Annotated in this window: 28 protein-coding genes; 17 read left to right on the top strand and 11 right to left on the bottom strand. The window is 70.1% G+C overall.

Annotated elements, in window-relative coordinates; all coding sequences use genetic code 11:
- Nucleotides 1-47: 47 nt before the first annotated feature.
- Both VFX14_00300 and VFX14_00295 read right to left on the bottom strand, forming a co-directional pair.
- The gene (locus VFX14_00300; GenBank protein ID HEU5188106.1) at nucleotides 48-827 is read right to left on the bottom strand and encodes a dienelactone hydrolase family protein; all 780 of its coding nucleotides are present in this window, start codon (nucleotides 825-827) and stop codon (nucleotides 48-50) included.
- A 14-nt stretch (nucleotides 828-841) separates the two neighbouring features.
- On the bottom strand, nucleotides 842-2,551 hold the full coding sequence (locus tag VFX14_00295) for an amidohydrolase family protein (GenBank protein HEU5188105.1): 1,710 nt from the start codon (nucleotides 2,549-2,551) through the stop codon (nucleotides 842-844).
- Between the two features lie 107 nt (nucleotides 2,552-2,658).
- Between VFX14_00295 and VFX14_00290 the strand changes: the two genes are divergently transcribed.
- A complete protein-coding gene (locus tag VFX14_00290) occupies nucleotides 2,659-3,672 on the top strand; it encodes an LLM class flavin-dependent oxidoreductase (GenBank protein HEU5188104.1) in 1,014 nt (337 codons plus the stop codon).
- Between the two features lie 18 nt (nucleotides 3,673-3,690).
- On the top strand, nucleotides 3,691-4,461 hold the full coding sequence (locus VFX14_00285) for a CYTH domain-containing protein (GenBank protein HEU5188103.1): 771 nt from the start codon (nucleotides 3,691-3,693) through the stop codon (nucleotides 4,459-4,461).
- Here VFX14_00285 and VFX14_00280 read toward each other — a convergent pair.
- The 3 genes from VFX14_00280 to VFX14_00270 are packed head-to-tail and all read right to left on the bottom strand — an operon-like array spanning nucleotide 4,427 to nucleotide 6,935.
- On the bottom strand, nucleotides 4,427-5,317 hold the full coding sequence (locus tag VFX14_00280; protein ID HEU5188102.1) for a polysaccharide deacetylase: 891 nt from the start codon (nucleotides 5,315-5,317) through the stop codon (nucleotides 4,427-4,429). The two genes, VFX14_00285 and VFX14_00280, sit on opposite strands and share 35 nt — an antisense overlap.
- An 11-nt stretch (nucleotides 5,318-5,328) precedes the next feature.
- Nucleotides 5,329-6,093, bottom strand: coding sequence for a glucose 1-dehydrogenase (locus VFX14_00275; protein HEU5188101.1), 765 nt, complete (start codon nucleotides 6,091-6,093; stop codon nucleotides 5,329-5,331).
- Nucleotides 6,093-6,935: a polysaccharide deacetylase gene (locus VFX14_00270; GenBank protein HEU5188100.1), complete on the bottom strand. Its 843-nt coding sequence runs from the start codon at nucleotides 6,933-6,935 to the stop codon at nucleotides 6,093-6,095. The genes VFX14_00275 and VFX14_00270 overlap by 1 nt, the downstream gene beginning before the upstream one ends.
- A gap of 62 nt (nucleotides 6,936-6,997) precedes the next feature.
- On the opposite strand from VFX14_00270, the gene VFX14_00265 reads away from it, so the two are divergent.
- The 4 genes from VFX14_00265 to VFX14_00250 all read left to right on the top strand — a co-directional run bounded on the left by VFX14_00265 (nucleotide 6,998) and on the right by VFX14_00250 (nucleotide 11,709).
- Complete coding sequence (locus VFX14_00265) at nucleotides 6,998-8,038, top strand: 2-oxoglutarate and iron-dependent oxygenase domain-containing protein (protein ID HEU5188099.1); 1,041 nt, start codon at nucleotides 6,998-7,000, stop codon at nucleotides 8,036-8,038.
- Nucleotides 8,035-8,913 (top strand): NAD(P)-dependent oxidoreductase, encoded by an 879-nt coding sequence (locus tag VFX14_00260; GenBank protein HEU5188098.1) that lies wholly within the window; start codon nucleotides 8,035-8,037, stop codon nucleotides 8,911-8,913. The genes VFX14_00265 and VFX14_00260 overlap by 4 nt, the downstream gene beginning before the upstream one ends.
- A gap of 412 nt (nucleotides 8,914-9,325) precedes the next feature.
- Complete coding sequence (locus VFX14_00255; protein HEU5188097.1) at nucleotides 9,326-10,786, top strand: amidohydrolase family protein; 1,461 nt, start codon at nucleotides 9,326-9,328, stop codon at nucleotides 10,784-10,786.
- On the top strand, nucleotides 10,783-11,709 hold the full coding sequence (locus VFX14_00250; protein ID HEU5188096.1) for a TIGR03621 family F420-dependent LLM class oxidoreductase: 927 nt from the start codon (nucleotides 10,783-10,785) through the stop codon (nucleotides 11,707-11,709). The genes VFX14_00255 and VFX14_00250 overlap by 4 nt, the downstream gene beginning before the upstream one ends.
- Here the strand turns inward: VFX14_00250 and VFX14_00245 are convergent.
- The 6 genes from VFX14_00245 to VFX14_00220 are packed head-to-tail and all read right to left on the bottom strand — an operon-like array spanning nucleotide 11,706 to nucleotide 19,085.
- Entirely contained in the window at nucleotides 11,706-12,614 is a 909-nt protein-coding gene (locus VFX14_00245) for an ABC transporter substrate-binding protein (GenBank protein HEU5188095.1), read from the bottom strand. The two genes, VFX14_00250 and VFX14_00245, sit on opposite strands and share 4 nt — an antisense overlap.
- Before the next feature lie 27 nt (nucleotides 12,615-12,641).
- Nucleotides 12,642-13,490, bottom strand: coding sequence for a serine hydrolase (locus VFX14_00240; GenBank protein ID HEU5188094.1), 849 nt, complete (start codon nucleotides 13,488-13,490; stop codon nucleotides 12,642-12,644).
- Between the two features lie 17 nt (nucleotides 13,491-13,507).
- Nucleotides 13,508-15,328 (bottom strand): hydantoinase B/oxoprolinase family protein, encoded by a 1,821-nt coding sequence (locus tag VFX14_00235; GenBank protein HEU5188093.1) that lies wholly within the window; start codon nucleotides 15,326-15,328, stop codon nucleotides 13,508-13,510.
- Nucleotides 15,321-17,393, bottom strand: a complete 2,073-nt coding sequence (locus VFX14_00230) for a hydantoinase/oxoprolinase family protein (GenBank protein ID HEU5188092.1) — start codon at nucleotides 17,391-17,393, stop codon at nucleotides 15,321-15,323. The genes VFX14_00235 and VFX14_00230 overlap by 8 nt, the downstream gene beginning before the upstream one ends.
- Before the next feature lie 13 nt (nucleotides 17,394-17,406).
- Nucleotides 17,407-18,177, bottom strand: a complete 771-nt coding sequence (locus VFX14_00225) for an ABC transporter permease (GenBank protein HEU5188091.1) — start codon at nucleotides 18,175-18,177, stop codon at nucleotides 17,407-17,409.
- Nucleotides 18,174-19,085, bottom strand: a complete 912-nt coding sequence (locus VFX14_00220) for an ABC transporter ATP-binding protein (GenBank protein HEU5188090.1) — start codon at nucleotides 19,083-19,085, stop codon at nucleotides 18,174-18,176. Before VFX14_00220 ends, VFX14_00225 begins: the two co-directional genes overlap by 4 nt.
- A 92-nt stretch (nucleotides 19,086-19,177) precedes the next feature.
- Between VFX14_00220 and VFX14_00215 the strand changes: the two genes are divergently transcribed.
- From VFX14_00215 to VFX14_00165, 11 genes are all read left to right on the top strand, one after another.
- A complete protein-coding gene (locus tag VFX14_00215) occupies nucleotides 19,178-20,194 on the top strand; it encodes an ABC transporter substrate-binding protein (protein ID HEU5188089.1) in 1,017 nt (338 codons plus the stop codon).
- Between the two features lie 2 nt (nucleotides 20,195-20,196).
- Nucleotides 20,197-20,964 (top strand): DUF2182 domain-containing protein, encoded by a 768-nt coding sequence (locus VFX14_00210; GenBank protein ID HEU5188088.1) that lies wholly within the window; start codon nucleotides 20,197-20,199, stop codon nucleotides 20,962-20,964.
- Between the two features lie 28 nt (nucleotides 20,965-20,992).
- Nucleotides 20,993-21,613: a DUF1326 domain-containing protein gene (locus VFX14_00205; protein ID HEU5188087.1), complete on the top strand. Its 621-nt coding sequence runs from the start codon at nucleotides 20,993-20,995 to the stop codon at nucleotides 21,611-21,613.
- 22 nt (nucleotides 21,614-21,635) lie between these two features.
- Entirely contained in the window at nucleotides 21,636-22,193 is a 558-nt protein-coding gene (locus tag VFX14_00200) for a hypothetical protein (protein HEU5188086.1), read from the top strand.
- 12 nt (nucleotides 22,194-22,205) lie between these two features.
- Nucleotides 22,206-22,784 (top strand): hypothetical protein, encoded by a 579-nt coding sequence (locus VFX14_00195; GenBank protein HEU5188085.1) that lies wholly within the window; start codon nucleotides 22,206-22,208, stop codon nucleotides 22,782-22,784.
- Nucleotides 22,785-22,806: 22 nt separating this feature from the next.
- Nucleotides 22,807-23,127 carry a hypothetical protein gene (locus VFX14_00190; GenBank protein ID HEU5188084.1) on the top strand — a complete coding sequence of 107 codons (321 nt, stop codon included), beginning with the start codon at nucleotides 22,807-22,809 and terminating at the stop codon, nucleotides 23,125-23,127.
- A gap of 6 nt (nucleotides 23,128-23,133) precedes the next feature.
- Complete coding sequence (locus VFX14_00185) at nucleotides 23,134-23,709, top strand: methyltransferase domain-containing protein (protein ID HEU5188083.1); 576 nt, start codon at nucleotides 23,134-23,136, stop codon at nucleotides 23,707-23,709.
- A 5-nt stretch (nucleotides 23,710-23,714) separates the two neighbouring features.
- Entirely contained in the window at nucleotides 23,715-23,954 is a 240-nt protein-coding gene (locus VFX14_00180) for a hypothetical protein (GenBank protein ID HEU5188082.1), read from the top strand.
- Nucleotides 23,951-24,631, top strand: a complete 681-nt coding sequence (locus tag VFX14_00175) for a cupin domain-containing protein (GenBank protein ID HEU5188081.1) — start codon at nucleotides 23,951-23,953, stop codon at nucleotides 24,629-24,631. The genes VFX14_00180 and VFX14_00175 overlap by 4 nt, the downstream gene beginning before the upstream one ends.
- Nucleotides 24,628-25,167, top strand: coding sequence for a 3-hydroxyanthranilate 3,4-dioxygenase (nbaC, locus tag VFX14_00170; GenBank protein ID HEU5188080.1), 540 nt, complete (start codon nucleotides 24,628-24,630; stop codon nucleotides 25,165-25,167). The genes VFX14_00175 and nbaC overlap by 4 nt, the downstream gene beginning before the upstream one ends.
- A gap of 101 nt (nucleotides 25,168-25,268) precedes the next feature.
- Nucleotides 25,269-25,562, top strand: a complete 294-nt coding sequence (locus VFX14_00165) for a hypothetical protein (GenBank protein ID HEU5188079.1) — start codon at nucleotides 25,269-25,271, stop codon at nucleotides 25,560-25,562.
- Nucleotides 25,563-25,636: the final 74 nt, after the last annotated feature.

Here is a 25,636-nt window from a genome sequence, read left to right as displayed (position 1 = left end):
CCCCCCCGTGGGTGGCGCGCGACGTGGCGGCGGCGAGCGAGGCCGTGCTAGGCGGCCTTGCGGGTGTTGCGGGCGACGAAGTCCTTCACGCGCTTCCAGGCGTCGGCGGACGCGTCGGCAAATTCCGCCTGCTTGCGGTCGAAGAAGCTGTGCGGCGCTCCCGGATAGATCGTGGAGTCGTGCGCCACGTTGGCCTTCTTCAGGGCGTCATCGAATGCCTTGATGTCGGCCGACGGGATACCCTCGTCGGCGCCGCCGAAGAGCGAGAGCACCGGCGCCTTGTAGCGGGCCGCCGCGTCGATGGGCTTGGGGCGGTCGGGCCAGCGCTTGAGACCCAGCGGCCAGCCATAGAAGCCGATGACGCCGGCGTAGCCGAGCCCGCTCGCGGCCTGGAGATAGGACAGGGCTCCGCCGAAGCAGAAGCCCACCGAGAAGACGGAGCGGACGGCGCCGCCTTCCTTCGACTTGAGATAGTTCACCGCCGCGGCGATGTCGGCCTGGAGCTGATCGGGTTTGGTCAGCGGGACCTGGCTCATGAAGTCGAACTTGTCGCTGCGGTCGTCGGACGGCGCCGTGCGGGCGAAGAAGTCGATGGCCACCGAGTCCACGCCCGCCTCGGCGAAGCGCAGCGCCAGCTCCTTGTAGTACTGGTGGAGCCCGCGCACGTCGGGGATGACCACCATGCCCGCGCCGCTGGGGCTGGTCGCTCGCGCGGCGTAGGCCATGAACTTCGTGCCGTCGGCCGAGGTCAGCTTGAGGTCACGCGCATCCGTCGCCCCGCCGAAGATCGGCGGGATGGGGGGCCGGGAATCGAGATCGAAGCACATTGGTGCCGTATCCTTTACACGCGCGCGAGCGGGCCGCGCAGGAGCTTGCCGGGGAGCGCGCCCGTGTGCTTGCCGTCGCGGAGCAGGATCTCGCCGTTCACCACGGTGGCGGCGACGCCGCGGCAGCGCTGGATGAGTCGGCGCGCCCCCGCGGGCAGGTCGTTCACCACCTCGGGCATCTCGGCGGCGATGGTGTCGGGGTCGAAGACCACGAAGTCGGCGGCCATGCCCTCGCGGACGAGGCCGCGGTCGGAGAAGCCCCACATGGTGGCAGTGTCGAAGGAGAGCATGCGCACCGCCTCTTCCACGGTGAGGGCCTGCTTCTCGCGCACCCAGTGGGCGAGGAGATGCGTCTGGAGCGAGGCGTCCATCAACTGCGAGACATGCGCGCCGGAGTCCGAGAATGTGACCACCGTGCGCGGGTTCTTGATCAGCTCGAGCGCGATGTCCTGATTCTCGTTGGCGATGGGCTGGAGGAAGAAGACCTCCATGTCCGTCTCGAGCCCCAGGTCGATCATGGCCTCGACGGGGTCGACCCCGCGCTGCTGGGCGATCTCCGCCACCGAGCGATGCTTGCCGTGCACGCTCTCCATGACGTGGATCCACTCGTACACCGCGGGCCGCGCCTCGGTGCCGAGCGCCTTGCGATCGTCGCGTTCTTTTGCCGCGGTAATGAGCTTCTTCCGCAGCTCCGGATCGCGCAGGCGACGCTTCTGCTCGTCGAGGGGCAGCGCGCGCAGCTCGCGCCACACCGGCAGCCGGTCGAACGGGAGCTGGGTCTTGTACGACAACACCGCGGAGAGCGCGCGGCTGTGCACCTGCGCCGTCATGCGCCCGCCCTGGGCGGCGGTGTCCTCGAGCAGCTTCACGTACGCCTTGTAGGCCTCGGGCGCGTCGCGGCGGCTGAAGAGGCCGAAGGTGATGGGCCGGCCCGTCTCGACGGCCAGCTCGCGGAGGCGGCGGTGATAGTCGGCGATGCCGGGATTGTTGGGGTCGCGGTCCACGCCTTCGCCCGCCAGCTCGAAGATGCCCGCGTTCATGTCGCCCATCACGCCCACGAGGCGCCGCACCTCGTCCCAGGAGGCCATGCGGCTCGCCACGGGGCGGCGATCCGGCGTCTCGTGGCTCGGCGACCGCGACGTCGTGAATCCCATGGCGCCGGCGCGGAGGCCGTCACGCAGCTCCGCCTCCATGGCGCGGAGATCGTCCTCGGTGACGCCCGCCTCGAAGGCCCGCTCGCCCATCACGTACGTGCGCAGCGCCGAGTGACCCATGTAGCCCGAGTAGTTGATGCCCTTGGGGAGCGTGTCGAGCACGTCGAGGAACTCGGCAAAGGTCTTCCACCGCCACTCAATGCCCGCCTCCATCGCCTCGAGGGAGATGTCCTCCGCGCGCTGGAGATTGCGGATCACCAGGTGACGATCTTCCTTGGCGCAGGGCGCGAGCGTGAAGCCGCAGTTGCCCATGACCACGGTGGTGATCCCGTGCCAGCAGGAGCAGGTCCCCAAGGGATCCCAGAAGACCTGGGCGTCCATGTGGGTGTGGCCGTCCACGAAGCCGGGCGCGACGACCTGGCCCTCGGCGTCCAGGACCTCCTTGGCCGATTCACGTATGCGACCGATGGCGGCGATCTTGCCCCCCTTGACGCCTACATCTGCGCGATATCGCGGGCGTCCGGACCCGTCCACCACCCAGCCGTTCTTGATCAGGAGATCAAAGGCCATCGATCCGCTCCTCTTCGATGCCGGGGTGCACCGCTCGATCGTGGCGTCATGGTACTCCACCGCGCGCTCGCTCCTCCAGCGACCTTTTCTGGTACCCTTGCCGCGCGATGGACCTCGGGATCTTCGACCATCTCGACCGTCGGGACGTGCCGGTGCACGAGCACTACGAGAGCCGGCTGCGCCTGCTGGAGAAGTACGACGCGGCGGGCTTCTACTCGTATCATCTGGCCGAGCATCACGCGACGCCGCTGGGCCTGGCTCCCGTGCCCGGCATCTTCCTCGCCGCGGCCACTCAGCGCACCCGTCGGATCCGCCTGGGCCCCTGCGTGTACTGCCTGCCTCTCTACGACCCGCTGCGGCTGATCGAGGAGGTGTGCATGCTCGACCATCTCTCGCGGGGCCGCTTCGACTTCGGCGTGGGCCGCGGCATCGTGCCCTACGAGATGGCGTACTTCGACCTCCACCATCTGGAGACCGAGGAGATTTACGAGGAGACGCTGGAGATCGTCCTGCAAGGCCTGACCAGCGAGACGCTGGAGCATCGCGGGACCCGCTACCGCTATCAGAAGGTCCCCATGGTGCTCCGGCCCTTTCAGCAGCCGCACCCGCCGCTCTGGTACGGCATGGGCCACGCGGCCGGCGCGGAATGGGCGGCGACCAATCGCGTGAACGTGATCACCAATTCGCCCGTCGATCAATCGCGCCCGCTCTTCGAGCGCTATCGCGACGTCTGGCAGCGCAAGCACGGCGGCGAGCCCGCCACGAAGATGGGGATGTCCCGCCACGTGGTGGTGGCGCGCAGCGACGCCGAGGCGGAGGCGCTCGCGCGCCCCTCCTATGCCACGTGGTACGCGAACCTCACGAAGCTCTGGCGCGACTTCGGCGCGCTGCCCTTCCGCTTCGCCCGCGACTTCGACGAGGCGCGGCAGCGGGGGGTGGCCATCGCGGGGACGCCGGCGCGCGTGCGGGAGGAGATCGAGCGGCAGGTCGCGGCCAGCGGCTGCAACTACTTCGTCTGCCGCATGATGTTCGGCGACATGGCGGAGGCGGCGGCCGTCGCGTCCATCGACCTCTTCGCCGCGGAGGTCATGCCGCACCTCGCCGCGCTTCGACCGGCCTGATCCGCGGGAGGAACGGCGGTGCCGGAGCGCGAGGCCAAGCTCGTCATCACGGCCGAGCCGCCGGAGGCAATCGCCGACGCCATCGCCGCCTTGACCAGCCTGGCCGGGCAGTCCCTCGCCGCCGCCGGCACCGTGGTGCAGCGCGACACCTACTTCGACACCCTGGAGGGGGCGCTCCGCGTGCGGCGGCAGTCCCTACGGCTGCGTGTGACCGGCGAGGCCACCAAGCTCACCTTGAAGGGCGAGGCCCGCGACGTTGGTTCCGGCGTCACGGAGCGCGACGAGCTCGAGCGCGAGTGGTCGGCCGCCGCGTTCGAGGAGGCGCGCGCGGCCCTCGCGCGTCAAGGCATCGCGCTGGCCGCCGCGCCCGCGACGGGCGACCCATCATCCGTGCTCGCGGCGGCGGGACTGGCGCGCGTGCAGGAGCGCGAGACGCGCCGCCGGCTCCGCCACGCGGGTGCGGGCGCGCCGATCGCGGAGCTAGCCATCGACGAGGTGACGTACCGGCTTGCGTCCGGGCCGGTACGCCACCACGAGGTGGAGCTCGAGGCCAAGGCCGCCGCGGGCGTGGACTACCTGCCGCGCGCGGTGGAGGCTCTGCGGGCGCAGTTCGGCGGCGCGCTCGTCTCGTCGCGCCACAGCAAGCTCGCCATCGGCGCCGGCCTGGCGCGCCTGCTCGCCGCGCCCGGCGGCGCGGGGCTGATGGCGGGCGGCCGACTCACCTCCGCCGGCTACGCGCGGCTCGACGCGCTGCTCAGCGCCGAGCCCGTGCCGCCGGACGCCGGCTAGCGGGCTTCTTCGCCTCGCGCCCGGCGCCGTTCGTCGCGCCCACCGCCTCCCGGCCGGAGGCGTGCCACTTCGCGATCTCCTCGCAGGTGGTGAACCAGACCCCGCGGAACTTCCGCATGTAGGCCACGAGGTCTTCCAGGAGCTGGATGCGGGAGGCGCGGCCGCTCACGAAGGGGTGGCAGGTGAGGATGAAGGCCCCGTTCTCCGCGTGCATGCCCGCGAACTCTTTGCTCCACATCTGCAGCACGCGGCCGGGATCCGCGATGGCATTGGTGGCGCCGTAGACGTGGCGAAAGAGCGGGGCATCGTCGAGCAGCCACTGGATCGGCAGCTCGATGAGCGGGCCCTCCTCGCTGTCGATCTCGTAGGGCACGTCGTTGCCCATCAGCGAGGTGTCGTAGAGGAAGCCGTGACGCTTGAGGATGCCAGGCGTCCACGTGTTCACGTCCCAGGACGGCGAGCGATAGCCCTTGGGCACCACGCCGAGCCCGTCCTTCAGGATCGCGAGCTGCTCGCGCATGATCTGCTCTTCCAGTGCCTTGTCGAGGAAGCTCACTGCCTCGTGCATGTTGCCGTGCGCGCCGATCTCGTGGCCGGCGTCGCGGATGCGCTTGGACGGCGCGGGGTGATGCTCCACCGTCCAGCCGGGTATGTAGAAGGACGCCTTCATCTTGAGGCGGTCCATCAAACGCAGGATCCGGTCCACGCCCACGCGTGGGCCGAAGCGGCGCTCCTCGAGATCGCCGAGGCTCCGCTTGGCCTTCTCGGGCTCGCGGAAGTAGAAGCCCGACTCCGCGTCGAAGTCGAAGGAGAGCACCACCGCGGACTGCTTGCCATCCGGCCACCGGTACCGCATGTCCAGGCTCCTTATCCCGAGACCCAGCCGCCGCTGGGGTGCATGATCTGCCCCGTGAGATAGCCAGCCTCGTCGGCGGCCAGCACCACCGCGCAGTACGCCACGTCGTCCACGCTGCCGAAGCGGTGCACCGGCAGCTCGGCGAGCCGGCGCGTGCGGTATTCCGGCGTCATGACGGCCCGGCTCATGTCGGTGTCGATGCCGCCGGGCGAGATCGCGTTTACCGTGATGCCGTGCTCGCCCACCTCGGCGGCGAGCACGCGCGTGAGCGACTCCAGCGCGCCCTTGGTGGCGGCGTAGGCCGCGAAGCCGCCGCCCGCGCCCACCGGACGCTGGGCGAGCTGGGAGGAGAGATTGATGATCCGCCCGTGCTTGCGCGCGATCATGCCGGGTAGAGCGTGCCGCGTACAGAAGATGGTGCCCGTGACGTTCACGTCGAGCATGCGCTGATACCCGTCCGCGGGGAGCTCGAGCAGCGGGCCGCGCACCATGATGCCCGCGTTGTTCACGAGGATGTCGAGACGCCCGAAGCGGTCCAGCGCTGCCTGTACGAGGCCGCGCGCGTCGGCGTCCTGCGCGACGTCGCCGCGGACGGCGATGGCCTCGGCGCCGAGCCGCCCCGCTTCCGCCGCGACGTCCTTGCCCTCGCGCTCGCTCGCGTGGTAGTTGGCCACAAGCTTGGCGCCCTCGCGGGCGAAGGCGAGCGCGATGGCCCGGCCGAAGCCCCGGCTCGCGCCGGTGACGAGGGCCACGCGTCCGGCCAGGCGGCCGGCCATCAGGCGCGCGCCCCCGCCTTCTCGCGCGCGAGCCAGAAGCGGGCGAGCTCGACCGGCCGGGGCCACCAGATCCGCCCCTTGCCGAGAATGCGCTGGATGAGCCGTTCGACCATGCGCATGCGCGAGGGGCGCCCGATGATCTGGGGATGCCCGAGCCAGTTGAAGAGGCTCCCCTCCTCGTACAGGCCCTCGAACTCTTCGGACCAGATCTCCCACACGTCTTCCTGGCTCCAGATGCCGTTGCCCACCGGCGGCACCGCGCTCCAGAGGAAGAACGGGGCGTCGTTGTTGCACCAGGCGGTGGGGAACTCGACGACGGGGCCGTGGGGCGTGGCGTGGCAGTAGGGGAGATCGGTGTCGAGCGCGTTGCTGTGATAGACGAAGCCGTGCTGGGCGAGGAGATCCATGGAGTGCCGGCTCGGATCGGCGGACGGCACGCGCGCCCCCAGCGGCGTCACCCCCAGGATCTTCTTGAAGATCTGGAGGCTCTTGACCAAGAGCTCCTCCTCTTCCTCGCGGCTCTTCATGAAGAAGGGCTTCTCGTGGAGATACCCGTGATGCCCGACCTCGTGCCCGCGCTTGACGATCTCCTCGCAGAGGGCGGGGTAGCGCTCGACGATCCAGCCCGGGATGAAGATGCACGTCTTGATCCCGTAGCGGTCGAGGAGATCGAGGATGCGCGGCATGCCGGTCTTGGGCCCGTAGGCGCCCATGGACATGTGCAGGGGCCGCTCCGCGAGGGCGGGATCGCGGTGGATCCACGGGCTCTCGCCGTCGAGATCGAACGTCATCATCACCGCACAGCGCGCGCCGCTGGGCCAGCCGATCGCGGGGGGTGTCATGGCGCAGGAGGATAGACCACGGACATGGCATCCGCAACCGAGGTTGGAGTAGGATCGGAGCGATGAACCTCTTCAAGTCGCTTGCCGTCAAGGACCTCGAGGCGGCCACGCGCGCCATCCCCGTGATCGACTTCGGGCCGGCCTTCCGCGGCGAGCGCGGTGGTCTCGACGCGGTCGCGGCCGAGGTGCGGCGGGCCAGCGAAAACGTGGGCTTCTTCTACTTGAAGGGACACGGCGTGCCCGACGCCGTGGTGGACGAGGCCTTCGCGGCGTCGCGCGAGTTCCACGCGATGCCGGGGGACGAGAAGCGGCGCCTGGCCATCGACGAGAACAATATCGGCTACCTCGCCCCCAACGAGAGTATCCAGGGCGCGTCCAGCGTGCACAAGGCGACGCGCCCGAACTTCAACGAGAGCTTCTTCATCAGCCACGACCGCGCGGCCGACCATCCCGACGTGCGCGCGGGGAAGCCCCTGCGGGGCCGCAACCAGTGGCCGGCCGGCCATGCCGCGATGCGCGCGGCGATGGTGCGTTACTTCAAGTCCCTGGAGGCAGTGGGGGAGCGTATGCTCCCCGTGCTGGCGCGCGCGCTCCACATGCCGGCGGACTTCTTCGCGCCCTACTTCCGGGACGAGGCGCACATCAACCTCCGCTTCCTGCACTATCCGCCGCAAGAGACGGATGACGACGAGCAGTTCGGCCAGGGGCCCCACACGGACAACTCGTTCATCACGATCCTGGCGCGAATGGAGGTGCCCGGATTGGCGGTGGGGTTGCCCAACGGCGAATGGATGGCGCCGCCGCTGATCCCCGGGACGTTCCTCGTGAACCTCGGCAACATGATGAAGCGCTGGTCGAACGACCGCTTCCTGTCCACGCCCCACGGCGTGCTGAACGACTCGGGCACCGACCGCTACTCGATCGCCTTCTTTTACAGCCCCAATGTGGCATCCGTGATCGAGTGCCTGCCGTCCTGCGTGGGCCCCGACAATCCTCCGCGCTACGGGCCGGCGGTGTACCGCGACCTCGTCCTCGCCTTCTACAACGCCAACTACTTCCACCGGAAGGGCTACGCCGGCAAGACCGCGGGCGCGGCCTCGTGAAGACCCTCCTCATCACCGGCGCCGCCGGCGGCGTCGGCCGCGCCCTGCGCGGCGCCCTCGCGGGCACGTATCAGCTGCGCCTGTCGGATCTGCGCCCCATCAAGGACCTCAAGCCAGGCGAGCGCTTCATGCGCGCCGACATCACGCGCATGGCCGACGTGCTGCGCATCACGAAAGGCGTCGACGCGATCGTCCACCTCGGCGGCTATTCGGTGGAGGGACCCTGGCCGCTCATCCTCAAGGCCAACATCGAAGGCTGCTTCAACGCCTATGAAGCCGCCCGCCGGAATGGCGTGCCGCGCTTCATCTTCCCCACCAGCAATCACGCGGTGGGGTTCTACCGGAGAGACGAGACCATCGACCACCGGGTGTATCCGAAGCCCGATGGCCGCTACGGCGTGTCCAAGGTGTTCGGCGAGGCGCTGGGGAGCCTCTACGCGGACAAGTACGGGCTGCGCGTGCTCTGCATCCGTATCGGCAACGTGAACGAGCGTCCCATCGACAAGCGGCGCCTCGCCATCTGGGTGTCGCCCCGCGACCTCGGCCAGCTCGTCTCCATCGGCGTCGAGCATCCCGATCTGCGCTTCGAGATCGTCTACGGGGTCTCCGACAATCGGCGCAGTTGGTACGACAACGCCAACGCGATGCGGCTCGGCTATCGGCCGCAGGACCGCGGCGAGGACTACGCCGCCGCGGTGCTGGCCAAGGAGCCGCCCGTCACCGACGAGCGCGCCGAGACCTTCCAGGGCGGCACGTTCGTGACCGCGGAGGCGGTGGAGGACCCGAGCGGCCTGCACGCGAGTCGCCCGCGGGCCCGCGGGCGGACGGCGACGCGCTCCCCGTCGCAGAAGCGCGGCACGCGTCGCCGGCGCTAGCGTCGCCCTCAGGCAGCGGGCGCGCCACCCCGCTCGCGGCGAAGCAACCAGAGGGCGAAGCGGTGGACGACGAAGACGGGGAGCACACCAGCCCCACCGCCCAGCGCACGATGCCCGTGACCTCGCGCGCCTGCTCGTCGCCGAGGTAGTAGAGGAGACCATCCACCACGGCTCGAGGGGATGCGGCCCGATGCCGAGCTCGCCTCGCCGCTGCAGGAAGTAGTGGAACACGAGAGGCCCGCGGTGAGCCAGAGGCCGCTCCCCACCACGTAGACGAGAACGCGTCGGCGCGCCGGCAGCCGGGCTCCAAGCACACCGGCCATGGTCGTCCGTTACGTGTAGTGAACCCGGTCTCCGCTGTCAAGACGGGCGCGCCGGACATCTCGGAACGGGTTGCGGTGGAGGAGCCCTCGTGTCAGGCTTCGGCGAGATGAGCGACGGCCGCCGCATCGCCATCAAGGCGCCGTACGTGCTCGCCCACGACGGGCGCGTTCATCGCACGCTTCGCGACGGCGTGGTGGTGATCGAGGACGGCGCGATCCTGCACGTGGGCCCGCGCTTCGACGGCCGCGTGGACGAGACGGTGGACGCCGCCGACCGCATCGTCACCCCGGGGCTCATCTCCACCCACGCCCACATCGCGGGCTCGCCGCTGGACCGCTCGTTCATCGAGGACCGCGGCAATCCCCAGTTCTTCTACTCCGGCCTCTTCGAGATGCTGCCGGTGCGCGCGGAGGCGCAGGACGAGGAGGCCAGCCGCGCCTGCATCGACTTCTCAATGGCGGAGATGCTGCGCGGCGGGGTCACTACCGTGATGGAGATCGGGCCCATCGCCGACTACGTGGTCGAGCGTGCCGGCCACTACGGCCTGCGCGTGTATCTCGGCCTCGGCTTCCGGTCCGGGCGCTGGCTCACGGGGGACGGCAAGCGTGTCGAGTGGGAGTGGAACGAGGAGGCGGGGCGCCAGGGGCTACGCCGCGCGGTGGAAGCCTTCAAGGCGCATGACGGCGCCCACGGCGGCCTCGTGCGCTGCTTCTTCGCCCCGTCCCAGATCGATACGTGCACCCCCGAGCTCCTGAAGGAAGGCAAGCGCTGGGCGGACGAGACGGGACGTCCGTACCAGGTGCACACGTCGCAGTCGGTGGTCGAGTTCAACGAGATGCTGGCCCGACACGGGAAGACCCCGATCGCCTGGATGCGCGAGCTGGGCGTACTCGGCCCCAACACCATCCTCGGCCACGCCATCATCATCGGCGGCTCGTCCTGGACGAACTATCCAGCGGGCGACGTCGCCATCATGGCCGACTCCGGCTGCTCAGTGGCCCACGCGGTATGGGTGTTCGCGCGGCGCGGGGTCGCCATGGAGTCGTTCGGCGCCTACCGCGCCGCCGGCATCAACATGGCGCTCGGCACCGACACCAACCCGCAGAGCGTGATCGAGGCGATGCGGTGGGCCGCGGTGGTCTCCAAGATGATGGAGCGGCAGACGGAGTTCACCACCGCCGCCCACGTCTTCGACGCGGCCACCCTGGGCGGAGCCCGCGCCCTGGGCCGTGACGACCTCGGCCGCATCGCGCCGGGCGCGCGCGCCGACCTCGTGCTGTGGAAGACTCAGTCGTGGCGCATGACGCCGCTGCGCGATCCCGTGAAGAACATCGTCTACAACGCCACCGACGAGGACGTGGACCGCGTCTACGTGGACGGCCGCCTCGTGGTGGACGGCGGGCGGGTGCTCGCCGCCGACGAGCGCGCCATCCTGCGGGCGCTCCAGGCGGGCGGCGAGCGCATGTGGCCCCGCATGGCGAAGTCGGACTGGGCGGGCCGGGGGGCCGACGCGCTGTCGCCGCCGACCTATCCCGAGTGGAGCGCGTGAGGCCCTTCCGCTTCGGCGTCCTGGCACGGGTGGCGCATTCGCGTGATGATTGGCTCGAGAAGGCGCGGCGGGCGGAGGCCCTCGGCTACGCCATCTTCCTCGTGCCCGATCACTTCCGCGACCAGGTGGCGACCAGCGTCGGCATCATGGCTGCGGCCGCCGCCACCACGACGATTCGCGTCGGCAGCATGGTGTACGACAACGATTTCCGCCATCCCGCCGTGGTCGCCAAGGACGCGGCGACGCTCGATCTCCTGACGGGCGGACGCTTCGAGCTGGGGCTCGGGGCGGGATGGCTCCTGGGCGACTACGCGCAGACCGGCATCCCCTTCGACGCCGGACGGGTGCGCGTCGAGCGCCTGGAAGAGGCGGTGCGCATCATCACCCGCTACCTCGCGGGCGGGCCGGTGACGGCCAAGGGTCGGCACTATGCAGTGACCGAGCTGGAGGGATTGCCGCGCCCTGTGCAGCGTCCCCGGCCGCCCCTGCTCATCGGGGGAGGCGGACCCAGGATCCTGTCCCTCGCCGCCCGCGAAGCCGACATCGTGGGTCTCGTCCCGCGAACCCGGCCCGACGGCAGCGGGCTCGACCTCGCGGACATCGGTCCTGACACGCTGGACGCGAAGGTCGCCACGGTTCGCGCCGCGGCGGGCGCGCGCTTCTCCGCCCTCGAGCTCAACGCCCTGGTTCAGCGGGTGCTCGTGGCCGACAACACGGCCACCGGCCTCGCCGAGATCGCCCAGCAATGGAAGATGGAACCGGCTCAGGTGCGCGAGAGCCCGTTTGTCCTCGCGGGATCCGTGGAGGACGTCGTCGATACGCTCGAGGCGCGGCGCGCCCGCTACGGTGTCTCCTACATCGCTGTCTTCGAGCAGTTCATGGAAGCGTTCGCGCCGGTCGTGAAGCGACTCGCCGGGCGTTAGCTTCTCGCTTCAGCGGTATCGCCGTAGATGGCCTCGATCAATCCAGCTTGCTCGAGCTCATCGAGGAACGACGAATCGACGAAGTCCGCCGGCGAAACGTGGACGGCGGACGGCTGTGTCTGCAGTAGGTCTTGAAGAAGAATCAGGAGACCTTGTGCCGATGGGCGTGGCAACCGCTGAAGGAGCGGCGCATAGAAGTCGTATGCTTCCTCGACGGCAGGCCGGTCCTTGAACCGAAGAAACTGCTGGAGCACGGGAATGACCTCCAAGCGCTTCGTCTTGAAGAAATGGATCGCCTCAATGTAGGCCTGCACCACGCCGGAAACGAGGCGGCGGTCCGCCGCGATCAGTCGGCGTGAGCACCCGACAACGACGGGCACGTACCCGGCGCTCGGCGTGTCAAGGACTCGCAAGCCGAACTCTCTCGGTCCCAAGAATCGATAGTCGGCGGAGAGCGCTCCGGCGTCGATCTCTCCGGACCCGAGCGCGGCATAGATCGCCCCGAATGTCCCAAGGGGAACGAGGGTGGCGCTGACGCCCCACGTGTGCAGGGCGGAGCGCACGGAGATGGCGACCTGGCCGGTGTTCGTCAGAACACCAAGGCGCTTGCCCTCTAGCTGGTGCGGATCGGATATCGCCGGGCGCGTCAGGATCGGCAGTCCCGTCGAGAGTGGCGCCAACGCCGCAAGAAGAATGACGGTATCCCGGCCGTCAAGGGCCGCCTGCCCATACGGAGCGCTGCCGGTTTCCGCAAATTCCCAATCGCCCCGAACGATTCCGGCGACGGCTTCCGGCCCGCCCGTCTCGAGTCTGGGGAATGTGCACTCGAGGCCTAGCCCTTTGAAGATGCCAACTTCCCTCGCAATCCAGCCGAGACTCTCAAAGGTCGCGCGTAGTCCGGTCACGATTCGCGGGCGTCTGGCGCTCTCCATCTAGTGCGATTGCGAAGCGATGGAGTCCCAGGCGACACGCGCCAGCCGGCCCATGAGCTGATATGCCGCGGTGAAGCCGGGCGTGCCGTCGGGCAGGGCGGCGGGCACGTGCTCCGTGTACATGGTGATGATGTAGAGGGGCCTCCCGTCGCGGTAGACGATGCCCGCGTCCATGTAGCCGCGCGAGCCGGTGCCGGTCTTGTGGGCCACCTTGGTGCCGAGCGGAAGCTGCGAGGGGATGCGGGTCTTGAGCTTTTGCCACGAGAGGATGTCCAGGCCCAGGCGGCAGAGCTCCGGTGTCACGCCGAGCTTCGCGGCGGCCGCCTTGTCCTCCGCGCCCCGGAGCATCGCCTCCAGCAGGATCCCCTGATCGTTGGGCGTGGTGGTCGTGACCTGGTCCAGGGTGTGGTCGGGGCCGAGCTTGGGCGGAATGCCGAATCGATGCACGGTGCGCGTCATGCCCACGCTGTCGCAGTAGCGTTGAATCGCATCGAGGCCCACCATGTCGACCACCGTGCCCGTGCAGGTGTTGTCGCTCACGATGATCATCATGACGAGCGCGTCGCGGAAGGTGATCCAGAACCCGGGGGTCAGATGCTGGAAGGTTCCGGAGTCGTTGTCCTGGTACTTGGCCTGGATCGTCACCTTCTGATCGAGCGAAAGCTTGCCGTCGTGCACCGCCTTGAGCGCCGCCATCATGATCGAGATCTTGCGGGTGCTCGCCGAGGGCACCGGCGTGTCGCCGAGGCGATCCGCCCGCTCCCCGGTGGCGAGGTCCTTCACATACCAGCTCGTCTGGAAGGGCAGGGCGTCGCAGAGCGCATTCATCTTCGCGGCGAGGTCCTTCATGGCCATGGTGGGTCTCCTCAGAGGCGCGGCGCCTCGCGGGCGGCGCGCCAGCGGGCCTCGGCCTCCGCGAAGCCGGGGCCGCGGTCGATGAGCGGCAATTCTCGAGTGCGCCGGCGGCGCGTCTCGTCGGTGGCGGTCTTGTCGATCTCCAGCGTGACGGCGTCGAGCGCGACGCCGTAGTCTTCGAGGGCGCCACGCGCGGTCACGAGGCCGCGCGCCACGTCCTGCTTGACGCGCTCGGGCTCGCGGACGAGGGGGTCGCCCCAGCCGCCGCCCCCGCAGGTCTCCAGGCGCAGCAGGTCGCCGCGCTTGAGCGTGATCCCGTCGCCGAGCGCGGGCAGCTCGCGCTCGTCCGGGGTGCCGGGATTCAGGATGATGCGGCCGGTGCGGCCCGCCTGACCGCCGGCCACCCCGTAGGGCGCGACGAGCGTGTTCTCCATGCGCGTGGCCAGCTCGGCCTTATCGCAAAGCACGCGCACGTCGCGGATCACGCCGGCGCCGCCGCGGTGGAAGCCGGGGCCGCCCGAGTCGGCGCGCGCAACATAGCGCTCCACCCGCAGCGGGAAGTCGCGCTCCACGTACTCCACGGGGTAGTTCTCCTGCGCGATGTAGTAGATGACGTCCACACCGTCCGCGAACGGGCGCGCGCCGAGCCCCACGCCCAAGCCCTCGATGCACAGGATGGGACGCCGCGCCGCCTCGTCCCAGGCGCGGAAGTAGTAGAGGACGTACACCGGGGATCCGGCGGGGACGCGGCCGCCGTTGGCCTGGGCGAGCGCGCCGAAGATGCAGGACATCACGCGGAAGCGCGTGTTCGCCCGCATGCCGAGCGGGGCGGGAAAGCGGGGCTTCAAGAGGCTGCCCTCGCGCGCCACCCACTCGTCGAGGTTGCGCAGCAGCCCCTCGTTGACCTCGAGGTCCGGATCCAGCGCCTGGAGATAGCGGCCGAAGGCGATGCGGAGGAGCCCGGGGTTGGTCATGAAGTTGATCGGGCCGCGCGCTTGATCGTCGGAGCCGGAGCCGTCCAGCCGCACGTGGTCCCCACGGCGGTCCAGCGCCAGCTCGATGCGGTGCGGCCGCGAGTCGACGCCGCCGTCGCTGTCGAGGTAGTCGTGGAAGCGCCAGGCGCCCTCCGGCACCAGCTCGAGGAAGAGCGCCCGCGCGCGCTCCGCGGTCTGGGCGATGCCGGCCTCGAAGGCGGCGAGGACGGTCGGCGCGCCGTAGCGCTCGAACAGCTCGGCCAGACGCCCTTCGGCCAGGCGGCAGGACGCCATCATCGCCCGCGTGTCGCCCTCCACGAGGTCCGGGAGGCGCGAGTTGCGGAGGAAGATGCGGTACGCCTCCTCGTTGAGCCGCCCTTCCTGCATGATGCGCACCGGCGGCACCAGCAGCCCCTCGTGGTAGATCTCGGTGGCGTGGGGCGAGATGCTGCCCGCGCGCATCCCGCCGATGTCCTGGTAGTGCCCGAACGTGGTGGCGAAGGCGACGACGACCCCCTCGTGGAACACCGGCATCACGAACACCATGTCCTGGTGATGCTGGACGGCGCCGTCGGAGAGGTAGGGGTCGTTGAACCAGTACACATCGCCCGGCCGCATGCTCTCGAGCGGGTACGCGCGGAGAATGGCGTCGATCATGCCGGGACCACTGCCCGAGATGTGGCAGGCCACGATGCGTCCCCGCGTGTCGAAGACGCCGACGAAGTAGTCCTTCTTCTCCTTGATGAAGGGCGACATCGCGCAGCGCTCCATCAAGAGCTCCATGTCGCGGATGGTCGACGCGAGGCTGCCGCGAATGATCTCGAGCGTGATGGGATCGACGCGCGTCGGCTCAGCCATGGACACGCTCCAGGAGCAGATTGCCCGCGGGGTCGACGCGCGCCGCGAAGCCCGGCGCCACCAGCGGCGTCGCGTCGTCCTGCTCGATGACGGCGGGCCCGACAATCTCCTGCCCATCCCGAAGCCGCGCGCGGTCGTAGGAGGGCGTCACGCGCCAGCCCGTGCCGCGGAAGTAGACGCGGCGCTCGCCTGTCTTCGCCTCTCGAGGCGCCGGTCCGCTGCCGGCCCCTGCCTCGCCCCGCCGCGGCAGCGCCCCGATCGCGGTGACACGGAGGTTCACCAGCTCGATGGGCGCGCGGGGCAGATCGTAGGTGTAGAGACGCCGGTGCTCGGCGTGGAAGGTGGCCACGAGCTCGGCGAGCTCGGCGGCGGTGGCGGGTCCGCCGCCGGCCGGGCAGGTGAGCTCGAAGCTCTGATGCTCGTAACGCAGATCGGCGGCGCGCTCGAAGCGCTGCCCCTCGTGGGGCACTGCCTCGCCGTCCAGCCAGGCGCGCGCCTGCGCTTCCAGCTCGCGCCAGACGGCCTCGAGACGTGGCGCCGCCCCGTCGGCGGTGGCGCGGCGGTCGTCGGGCCCCACCGTGCGGACGAAGGTGGCGCGGATGTCGGTGTCGAGCAGCCCCCACGTGGAGAGCACGCCCGGCCGCGGCGGCACGATCACGGTGGGGATCTCGAGCAGCTCGGCGAGGCGGCAGGCGTGGAGCGGTCCCGCGCCGCCGAAGGCGACCAGCGCGAACCGCCGCGGATCGTGGCCGCGCCCCACGGATACGGTGCGGATGGCGCGCGCCATCGAGTTGTCGATGATCTCGACGATGCCGGCGGCCGCCTCCTCCACGGTCAGGCGCAGCGGCGTGCCCACACGCTGCTCGATCGCGGCCCGCGCGGCGGCCAGGTCCAGCGGGATCTCGCCGCCCAGCAGCGCGGGCGGGATGCGGCCCAGCACCAGGTGCGCGTCGGTCACCGTGGGCTCGAGTCCCCCGCGCCCGTAGCAGACCGGGCCCGGCTCGGCGCCGGCGCTGCGCGGGCCCACGGTCAGCCGGCCGCTCGCGCTCACCGCCGCGATGCTGCCGCCGCCCGCGCCGATGGTGTGGATGTCGACCATGGGAAGCTTCAGCGGGAAGGGGCCGATCATCCCGTCCTTCGTGATCTCGGGCCGGCCGTTGCGCACGAGGCAGATGTCCGCGCTGGTGCCGCCGACGTCGATCGAGATGATGTCGCGGTGCCCCGCGGTGCGCGCCACGCTGACCGCGCCCACCACGCCGGCGGACGGGCCCGACAGCACCGTCTGCACGGGCTGGCGCACGCAGGTCGCGACGCTGGTGACGCCGCCGTCCGATTTCATGATGAGGAGCGGGGCGCGCACGCCTTCCGCGTCGAGCGCCGCGCGCAGCAGCCCCACGTAGCGGCTCACCGGCGGCATGACGGCGGCGTTGAGCGCGGTGGCCATGCTGCGCTCGAACTCGCGGAACTGGGGCAGCACCTCCGACGAGAGCGAGACGAGGACCCCGGGATACTCCTCCGCAAGGATCGCGGCCATGCGCCGCTCGTGGGCGGGGTTCGCGTAGGCGTGGAGGAACACGACCCCGACTGCGGGCACGCCCGCCTGGGCGAGCCGCCGCGCGACCTGACGCGCCTCCGCCTCGTCGAGCGGCGCGAGCACGGAGCCATCGGCGTCGAGACGCTCCGTCACCTCGTACGCGTGATCCGGCGTGACCGGCCGCGCCGGCTTGCTCCAGCCGTAGAGGTTGCCGTGGCGCGGGATATCGTGGCGGCCGATCTCCAGCACGAACTTGAAGCCGGCCGTCGTCACGAGCGCGGTGGGCGGCGTTTTCCCTTCGAGGATCGCATTGGTCGCGGTGGTGGTGCCGTGGAAGACGCGGAGGACGTCGGGTGGGGTGCGGCCGGCCTGACCGAGCACCTTGCGCACCGCGGTGATGAAGCCGCGGGAGAGGTCCGACGGGGTCGAGGGCGTCTTGGCCACCCAGGTCGCCCCGGTCTCGGCGTCCGCGTAGGTGATGTCGGTGAAGGTGCCGCCCACGTCGATGGCGAGGGTCCCGGGGCGCGCCATGATGGGCGACATTCTAGGCGAACTTGCGCGACTCTTCACGCCGGTAGGCGCGCAGGGCGATGAGCATGAAGAGCGCCGTGTAGCCGGCGAGCCAGGCGAGGCTGACGACGAGCGGCTCGGCAGGCGCGCCCACCGCGCTCCAGGCGAGCTGGCCGTAGTGATAGACGGGGAGATACGGGCCGATGCGCTGCACGAAGCCGGGCAGCTGGCTCATCGGCATGAAGAGGCCGGAGGCGAAGGCGAGGGGCAGGTAGACAAGGTTCGCCACTGCGGGCGCCGCGTTGGGGCCGACGCTGTAGCCGATGGCGAAGCCGAGCCCGACCAACGGCAGCGAGCCGACGAGCAGCCGCACGGTCACGTTGACCCAGGTGGCGACGCCCTGGTGGATGCCGCCCGCGATCACGCCGTAGACGATGAGCGCCGAGATCGAGATCAGCGAGAAGATGAGGGCGGTGAGCACCTTCGCGGTGATCGCGACCCCGGGCGGCAGCGGGGTGGCGCGCAGGAGCAGGTCGATCTTCTGCCCGCGCTCGACGGCGACGCCGATGCCGAACCCGTACACCATGACGTTGCCCACCGCGTAGGCCGCGAAGGAGGCGAGCAGATAGGCGCCCTCGCTCACGCCGCTGGGCAGCGTGTTTCGGGCGAAGGGCAGGCCGAAGAAGGTGAAGAAGAGGATCGGGAGGGCCAGGCTCGTCAGGCTGAAGGCGGGGACGCGCCAGCGCATCCGGAAATCGCTCCGGGTCTGGGCCAGCAGCATGGGCAGGATCGGGGCCGTGGTCACGCCGCGTCGCCTCGTCGCGTCAGGGAGAGGAAGGCGTCCTCCAGATCGGCGCCCGCCACCTCCAGGTCGCGCAGCTCCACTCCCCGCGCGAAGAGCGCGCGCAGCACCGCCTCCGGCTCGCTGGTGAGGAAGCGGACGTGTCCGTTGGAAGACTCGAGGGCCGTGACCGCGAGCCCGTCGAAGGCGCCGCTGGGAAGGGCGCCGGCGACCGAGAAAGCCACGCGCTTGGCCGCCACGCGCCCCATCAGCTCGCGCGGCGACGCGTCGGCGATGACCACGCCGCGGTCGATCACCACGATGCGGCGGGCCGTCTCCTCGGCCTCGCGAAGGTAGTGGGTGGTGAACACCACCGTCTTGCCCCGGCCGGCCAGCGTGTGCACGCTTGCCACGAAGGCGCGCCGAGCCTCCACGTCCATCGCCACGGTGGGCTCATCGAGGAACAGCACGTCGGGGTCGCCGCAGACCGCCAGCGCGAAGTAGAGCCGCTGTCGCTGGCCGCCGGACAGCGTGCCGATCCGCGCGTCCGCCTTGTCGGTGAGGCCGGCGAGGGCCAGCGCCTGCTCGGGCGGCATCGGCGCCGGGTAGTAGTGTCCGAACAGCGCCACGATCTCACGCGTCGTCAGTACGCCGGTGGTCCCGGATTCCTGCAGCATCACGCCGGCGCGGCTCCGCGCGCGGCGGTCCGTCGGCGGCATGCCGAAGAGGCGCACGGCGCCGGAGGTCGGCGCGCGCAGGCCGAGCATGAGGCCCACCGACGTGGTCTTGCCGGCGCCGTTGGGCCCGAGGATGGCCACGACCTCGCCGGCATCGATGCGGAGACTGATCCCGCGCACGGCTTCCACCTCGCCGTAGCGCTTGGTGACCGCGTCCATTTCCACCACGGGTGTCGTGGCCGGGCGGGGGTCCATGGGGGCCAATCGTACCGCGCCTGCGGTTTCGCCGCAGCCGGCCGCCCCGATGACGCTGCCACTGAAGACGGCCAATGCGGTATGTTCGCAGCGTGACGGCGTCGACATGGGGAAACCGAGCAGGCGGCCGCCGGCTGTGGTTCTCGGCGCTGGTGCTGACTCTGATCCTCGCGTCGCATGCCGCCGAGGCGCAGCCGGCTCGACAAGTTCCGCGGATCGGGTTGATCACGGCGGGCTCGGCCAATCTTCCCTCGCGTGTGCTCGAGGCATTCCGCCAAGGGCTGCGCGACATCGGGTGGGTCGAGGGCCAGAACATGACTCTTGAGGTTCGGTATGCTGACGGAGACTACGATCGGATGCCCGCACTCGCGGCCGAGCTGGTCAAGGTCAAGGTCGATGTCATCGTCAGCGGTGGGACGGCCGCGACGGTCGCGGCCCGGAACACGACCAAGACCATCCCCATCGTCATGATCGGCGTCGCGAATCCGGTGGCGCTCGGCGTGGTGACGACTCTCGCGCGTCCCGGTGGCAATGTCACAGGGTTGGCCTACGGCGTCGGCAGCGAGACCTCCAGCAAGGGGTTGGAGCTGCTGAAAGAGGCGGTTCCCAGGGCGAATCGAGTGGCCGTCCTCTGGAGTGCCGGCAATCCATCCGGGCCCGCGGTGATTTCTGATCTGAAGGCTACGGCGCGCTCGCTGGGACTGCAGCTTCAGCCCCTCGGTGTGCGCGGGCCGGCCGAGTTCGAAGGTGCCTTCGCCGCGATGGCCCGGGCGCGAGCGGATGCCCTTCTCGTGATATCGGACGCCATGTTCAATCGTCACCACGCGCTCCTCGCCGAGCTCGCGATGAAGGCCAGACTACCGTCGATGCACGGCTTCAGGGAGTACGTCGAGTCGGGAAGCCTCATGTCGTACGGGACGAGCGTGGACGGTTTGTTTCGTCGCGCGCCCGTATTCGTGGACCGGATCCTCAAGGGCGCCAAGCCCGCCGAGCTGCCCGTCGAGCAGCCGACGCAGTTCGAGCTCGTCATCAACCTGAAGACGGCAAGGGCACTGGGCCTCGCCATCCCTCAATCGCTCGTGCTTCGCGCCGATCAGGTCATCGAATAGCCGTGCCGGACCGGGCGACGGTTCTGACCTCGGCCCTGCTCCTCGTCCTCGCCGCAGCGGCCTGGGTGTCGGTGGTGCGGTCGAGCCTTCAGGGTGACGATATGATGATGACGATGCCGATGCCGGGGACATGGGCCGGCGGAAGCGCCTTCGTCCTCGGCTGGGCCGTCATGATGACGGCGATGATGCTCCCAAGCGCGCTGCCTATGATTTCCCTCTACGGCGCCATACGCGGGAGCAAGATCGCCCCCCCGCACCGGGTGATCGAGGAGGGCGTGTCGGTCGCCAGCTTCACCGCGGTCTATCTCGTCGTCTGGGCGGGCAGCGGCGTCCCCGTGTACCTCGTGCACACGGCCCTCATGGCCGTGCCGGGCTCTGGCTTCGCCTACGCCATCGCCGTCGTGCTGGCGGCCGCGGGAGTCTTTCAGCTCTCACCGCTGAAGCGTGCGTGCCTTCGGGCCTGCCGGAGCCCCTTGGGTTTCCTGCTCGGGCACTGGCGTCCCGGCCGGTGGGGCAGCCTGGCCCTGGGCTGGTATCATGCGATCTACTGCCTCGGGTGCTGCTGGGCGCTGATGCTGGTGCTGGTGGCCGCAGGGGCGATGGGCCTCCGCTGGGTGCTGCTCATCACGGCGGTGGTGGCGGCGGAGAAGCTGCTCCCGGGCGGCGAGTGGATCGCCCGGGCGACCGGAGTGGCGCTCGTGGTTCTGGGTGTGACCGTGGCCTTACGTCCCGAACTCGTGATGGTGTTGCGCGGCGCTCATCCGATGTGAGCGCGGCACACACCGGGGGAGGCTTTACATGGCGGACCCTCAGTGGAAGATCAGCGGTGACTACCTCGAAGCGTGCAGCTGCGACTCCGTCTGCCCCTGCCCGACCTCCGGGCTGGCGGCCCGTCCCACCAAGGGGGCCTGCGACGCCGGCCTCGTCTTCCACATCGAGCGGGGCACCCATGGCTCGACCTCCCTCGACGGGCTGAACTTCGCCGTCCTCCTGCACACCCCGGGGCCGATGGGCGCGGGGAACTGGACGGTCGGGCTGATCGTGGACGAGCGCGCTACCGCCGCCCAGCGCGAGGCCATCGTTGCCATCGGCAGCGGGCAGAGCGGCGGCCCGATGGCTGCCGTGGGCCCGCTCGTGACCAAGTTCGCGGGGGTGGAGAGCCGGCCGATCCAGATCGAGCGCGGCGGCATGCGTCGGTCCGCGTCGATCCCCGGCCTGCTCGATATCTCGGTCGACGGGATTCCGGGCGCGAGCCCGAGCGAGCCCATCTACCTCGACAACGTGGGTCACCCCGCGGCGAGCCGCCTCGCGCTGGCCAAGGCCTCGCGCGGTCACATGCACGCCTTCGGGATCAACTGGGACGATACGTCGGGAAAGAACAACGGCCACTTCGCCCCGTTCTCCTGGAGCTCGAGCTAGGGCGGCCGCGCGGAGTAGGGCCGTGTTCGACCCGGACCGGTTCATCGCGGACTGCCGGAGCGCCAACGCCGCGCAGGGCTCGGCGGGCGTGCTCGACCTCGTGGCCCGCGCGGTGTCCACGTCGGGGGACATCATGAGCGCGCTCGGCGAGCCGCGCCGGGCCGGTGTGCAGGTCCTGCACCGGTCGAGCGAGCTCACCGTGCTCAACCTCACCTGGGGGCCGTGGATGTGTCAGATCCCGCACAACCACGCGATGTGGGCGGTGATCGGGATCTACACGGGTCGCGAGGACAACATCTTCTGGCGACGCCCCGCGGGCGCGCCGACGGGCCGCATCGAAGCGGCCGGCGCCAAGGCCATCTGCGGCGGAGAGGCGGTGCCGCTGGGCCGCGACATCATCCACTCGGTGCTCAATCCCATCAAGCGCCTCACCGGGGCGATTCACGTGTACGGGGGCGACTTCTTCGGGGCGCCGCGGAGCGAGTGGGATCCCGAGCAGCTCGTGGAGCATCCCTTCGACGTGCAGAAGACGCTGGCGCTCTTCGAGGAGTCGAATCGCCTGTTCCCCCCGCGCGACTAGGTACGCGCTGAGATGCGGAGGCGCGCGGTCGTCGCGCTGGCGGCTCTCTCGCTGCTGGCCAGCCTGTCGCCCCCCGCGTCGCGCGCGCAGACGGTGCCGGCATGCCCGCGGGGCAGCGGCGTCCTGACTCCCGTCGCGCTCGGCTCTCTCATCATCCGTGAGGGCAGCGGGCTCGGGGCGGTCACCCTCGGCAGCAGCGCCGCCGACCTCGAGCGCGCCTGGAGTCAGCCCAGCGAGTGCCTTCCGCTGCAGCGCGGGTACACGTACAGCTACCTGCTCAGCGATGACGGCGGCCAGACCGGTCTCCTGCTCGTGGTCGTGATCTACCAGGATAGGGTCGAGCAGATCCTCGCGACGCTGACGCCGCATTCCGGCGGACGAGGGCCGGCCCTTCGCACCGGGCGCGGCGTCTCGATCATGGACCCGGTCCAGGATGTCCGCCGTGTGTACGGCACGCCCACCCTGGAAAGCCAGAACGCGATCGGGTATGTGTCGGAGGGCGTGGCGTTCCAGATCAGCCGCGACGTCGTGGGCGGCATTCTCGTCTTCCCGGCCGGCTCGGTGCCGCTGGGCTGGCGGGTCGAACCCTAGGCACATCGTCGAGGAGATGTCGGTGCTCTCATCCGCCGTGCTGTTCGCGATGCTCGCGGGCGCCTCCGCCGCGACGTGGACGCTGTGCCTCAAGCTCGGCTCCGCGAAGGTGACCGCCGCCCTCGGCGCGCTCGTCGTCACCGGTGGGGCCCTGGTTGTCAACGCCCTCGTCTTGCTCACGATGCGCGCCCGCGGCCACGACATCGTGGGGCACCCCCAGGGTCTCTGGCTCATGGCGCTGGCCGGGCTGGCCGCGGCGGGCGTCGACATCTTCTCGGGCCGGCTCCTCGCCATCGGGCCGATCGCCGCCGGAATCGTGCTGCTGCAAACCCAGGGAGGCTGAGGCGACATGGGCATCTCCGACGACGCGGCGGCCAAGGCCCGCGCCGCCGCCACCTACAACGCGGCGGCCGACCACTACGACGATGCGGCGAACTCCTTCTGGGGACGATTCGGCCGGCACACCATAGAGCGCCTCGCCCTGCCGCCGGGCGCGCGAGTGCTCGATGTGTGCTGCGGCAGCGGTGCCTCCGCGCTACCCGCGGCGGAGCGGGTGGGTCCCGGAGGGCACGTGCTCGGCGTCGATCTGGCCGAAGACCTCCTGGCCCTGGCGCGCGCGAAGGCGGCCGCGCGCGGCCTGCGTCACGCCGAGTTCCGCCGGGGCGACATGCTCGACCTCGGGTTGCCCCCGGCGAGCTTCGACGCCGTCGTGTGCGTGTTCGGCGTCTTCTTCGTGCCCGACATCGCGGCGGCGGTGCGGGCGCTCTGGCGCTGCGTGCGGTCCGGCGGCCGGCTCGCCATCACCACCTGGGGCCCGCGCTTCTTCGAGCCGGCGGCGCGTTCTGGGACTCCATCAAGGCCGAGCGGTCCGATCTCTACAAGGGCTTCAACCCCTGGGACCGCATCTGCGACCCGGCGGCGCTGACCGAGGTGCTGCGACAAGGCGATGTCGAGCGGCCCGAGGTGGTGGCAGAGCCCGGCGAGCATCCGATCTCATCGCCCGAGGCCTGGTGGTCCGCCGTGCTCGGCACCGGCTACCGGGGCACGCTCGACCAGCTCGACGCGGCCGCGCGGGAGCGGGTGCGCCAGGCCAATCTCGACTACATTCGCCGTAGCGGCATCCGAGCCGTCGAGGCCAACGTCGTGTACGCGATCGCGAGCAACCCATGACCTCACCGCTAGGCAAGCGGTGGCCCGCCGTCCTGCTGCTGCTCGCCGCCCTCTGGGTGCGGTCGGTCGGCGAGGTCCGCGCGCAGACCCTGCCGCTACACACGGGCTGCGCACCGAAGGAAAGAGTGACCGAATATGGCTGCTCGATACTGGCCTGGCTTCGTGTCGACCAGCTGCCCTCCATGCGGCTATACTGGCATCTCGACGCATTTCCGTCGCGCCAAGAGGCAGAGGCCCGGCGCACCGAGACCGGCGCGGTCGTGATGGCGCATGATCAGATCTGGCTGCTCACGGTCGCTCCAGAGGAGTGGCGGCGCGGCGAGTGGCGGCGTGTGGCTACGGTCGGGCCGATTCCGGTGCAGGCCGCGCGACGCTATGGCCTCCTCTTTTTCGAAGGCGTTTCGCCGGGCGGCGTTACGGCATTCACGCACAAGCACTCAGGCCCGGAGGCGTGGTACGTGCTGGAGGGAGAGCAGTGCGTGGAGACGCCGGCCGGGGTGTTCCGGGCCCGGGCCGGCGAGGCTATGGTGCTGCCCGCCGGCGTTCCAATGAGTGTCTCCGGGCGGGGGGCCACTCCACGGCGTTCGCTCTCCCTCATCGTGCACGATGGCGACGCGGCCCCGACAGTTCCGTCAGGAGAATGGACCCCCACTGGGCGGTGTCTGTCCGAGCCATGACGAGCCCCCTGAGCGCCTTCAGTCTCAAGCGCTGGATTGACGAGCACCGGGAGCTCCTCAAGCCGCCGGTGGGCGCGGAGATGGTCTGGAAGGACTCGCAGTTCATCGTGATGATTATCGGCGGTCCGAACGCGCGGCGCGATTTCCACTTGGACCCGAGCGACGAGTTCTTCTATCAGCTCGAGGGCGACATGGTGCTGGAGTACATCGACGGCGCGGGCAAGCGGCGCCGGGCGCCGATCCGGCAGGGAGAAGTGCTCCTGCTCCCCGCCAACACGCCCCACTCGCCGCAGCGCCCGGCCCACTCGGTGGGGCTGGTGGTGGAGCGGGTGCGCGGCGCGGACGAGGCGAAGGCGGAGGGCTACGCCTGGTACTGCGAGCAGTGCGACGCCAAGCTCTACGAGCTCCGGCGCGACGCCGCGGATCTCCTCGCCGAGCTGAAGCAGGTCGCCCAGGAGTTCAACGCGAGTCCGGCGCTTCGCACGTGCAAGGCGTGCGGCTACGTGCAGCCTGTGCCTGCGGGGCCGCGGGCCTGAGAGCGATCGGATCAGGTGCTACTATCAGCCGCGCGAGTCGATACCGACGGGTCGCCGCCGATGATTCACCGGTGCGAACGTCTACCACGGAAGGAGTCGCGATGAGCGGCAACGGCCACGAGGTCATCCTGTACGATCCCACTGCCGAGCCGAGGATCCTGGCGGCGGGGCGCGCCAAGCGCGTGGACAGCCTGGCGGGGAAGAAGATCGCCATCCTTGACAACAGCAAGGCGAACGCGGGCACGCTGATGCTCGCGGTGGCCAAACGGCTGCAGGAGCGCTACGGCGCGGGCGCGGTCGTGAAACGCGAGAAGGGGATCGCGGGGGTGCCGTCGCCCACGATCCTGGAGGCGCTCACGACGTGCGACGTCGCCCTGGTCGGCAGCGCCGACTGAGGGTCGTGCACGTCGTGGAGTATCCACGGCGCCATCGTGCTGGAGCAGAAGGGGATTCCGTCCGTCGTCATGGG

The sequence above is a fragment of the Candidatus Methylomirabilota bacterium genome, assembly GCA_035764725.1.
Taxonomy (GTDB): domain Bacteria; phylum Methylomirabilota; class Methylomirabilia; order Rokubacteriales; family CSP1-6; genus DASRWT01.
The sequence above is the reverse complement of the archived record's forward strand: the minus strand, read 5'-3'. Positions and strand labels throughout refer to the sequence as shown.

Excerpts from the sequence above, each read along its gene's own strand:
- VFX14_00240 (HEU5188094.1), bottom strand. The coding sequence starts at position 13,490 with ATGAAGGACCTCGCCGCGAAGATGAATGCGCTCTGCGACGCCCTGCCC.
- VFX14_00275 (HEU5188101.1), bottom strand. The coding sequence starts at position 6,093 with ATGGCCGGCCGCCTGGCCGGACGCGTGGCCCTCGTCACCGGCGCGAGC.
- VFX14_00195 (HEU5188085.1), top strand. The coding sequence starts at position 22,206 with ATGCGGAGGCGCGCGGTCGTCGCGCTGGCGGCTCTCTCGCTGCTGGCC.
- VFX14_00165 (HEU5188079.1), top strand. The coding sequence starts at position 25,269 with ATGAGCGGCAACGGCCACGAGGTCATCCTGTACGATCCCACTGCCGAG.
- VFX14_00300 (HEU5188106.1), bottom strand. The coding sequence starts at position 827 with ATGTGCTTCGATCTCGATTCCCGGCCCCCCATCCCGCCGATCTTCGGC.
- VFX14_00280 (HEU5188102.1), bottom strand. The coding sequence starts at position 5,317 with ATGCGGTACCGGTGGCCGGATGGCAAGCAGTCCGCGGTGGTGCTCTCC.
- VFX14_00185 (HEU5188083.1), top strand. The coding sequence starts at position 23,134 with ATGGGCATCTCCGACGACGCGGCGGCCAAGGCCCGCGCCGCCGCCACC.
- VFX14_00205 (HEU5188087.1), top strand. The coding sequence starts at position 20,993 with ATGGCGGACCCTCAGTGGAAGATCAGCGGTGACTACCTCGAAGCGTGC.
- VFX14_00220 (HEU5188090.1), bottom strand. The coding sequence starts at position 19,085 with ATGGACCCCCGCCCGGCCACGACACCCGTGGTGGAAATGGACGCGGTC.
- VFX14_00230 (HEU5188092.1), bottom strand. The coding sequence starts at position 17,393 with ATGGCGCGCCCCGGGACCCTCGCCATCGACGTGGGCGGCACCTTCACC.
- VFX14_00295 (HEU5188105.1), bottom strand. The coding sequence starts at position 2,551 with ATGGCCTTTGATCTCCTGATCAAGAACGGCTGGGTGGTGGACGGGTCC.
- VFX14_00265 (HEU5188099.1), top strand. The coding sequence starts at position 6,998 with ATGAACCTCTTCAAGTCGCTTGCCGTCAAGGACCTCGAGGCGGCCACG.
- VFX14_00290 (HEU5188104.1), top strand. The coding sequence starts at position 2,659 with ATGGACCTCGGGATCTTCGACCATCTCGACCGTCGGGACGTGCCGGTG.
- VFX14_00270 (HEU5188100.1), bottom strand. The coding sequence starts at position 6,935 with ATGACACCCCCCGCGATCGGCTGGCCCAGCGGCGCGCGCTGTGCGGTG.
- nbaC (HEU5188080.1), top strand. The coding sequence starts at position 24,628 with ATGACGAGCCCCCTGAGCGCCTTCAGTCTCAAGCGCTGGATTGACGAG.
- VFX14_00175 (HEU5188081.1), top strand. The coding sequence starts at position 23,951 with ATGACCTCACCGCTAGGCAAGCGGTGGCCCGCCGTCCTGCTGCTGCTC.
- VFX14_00235 (HEU5188093.1), bottom strand. The coding sequence starts at position 15,328 with ATGGCTGAGCCGACGCGCGTCGATCCCATCACGCTCGAGATCATTCGC.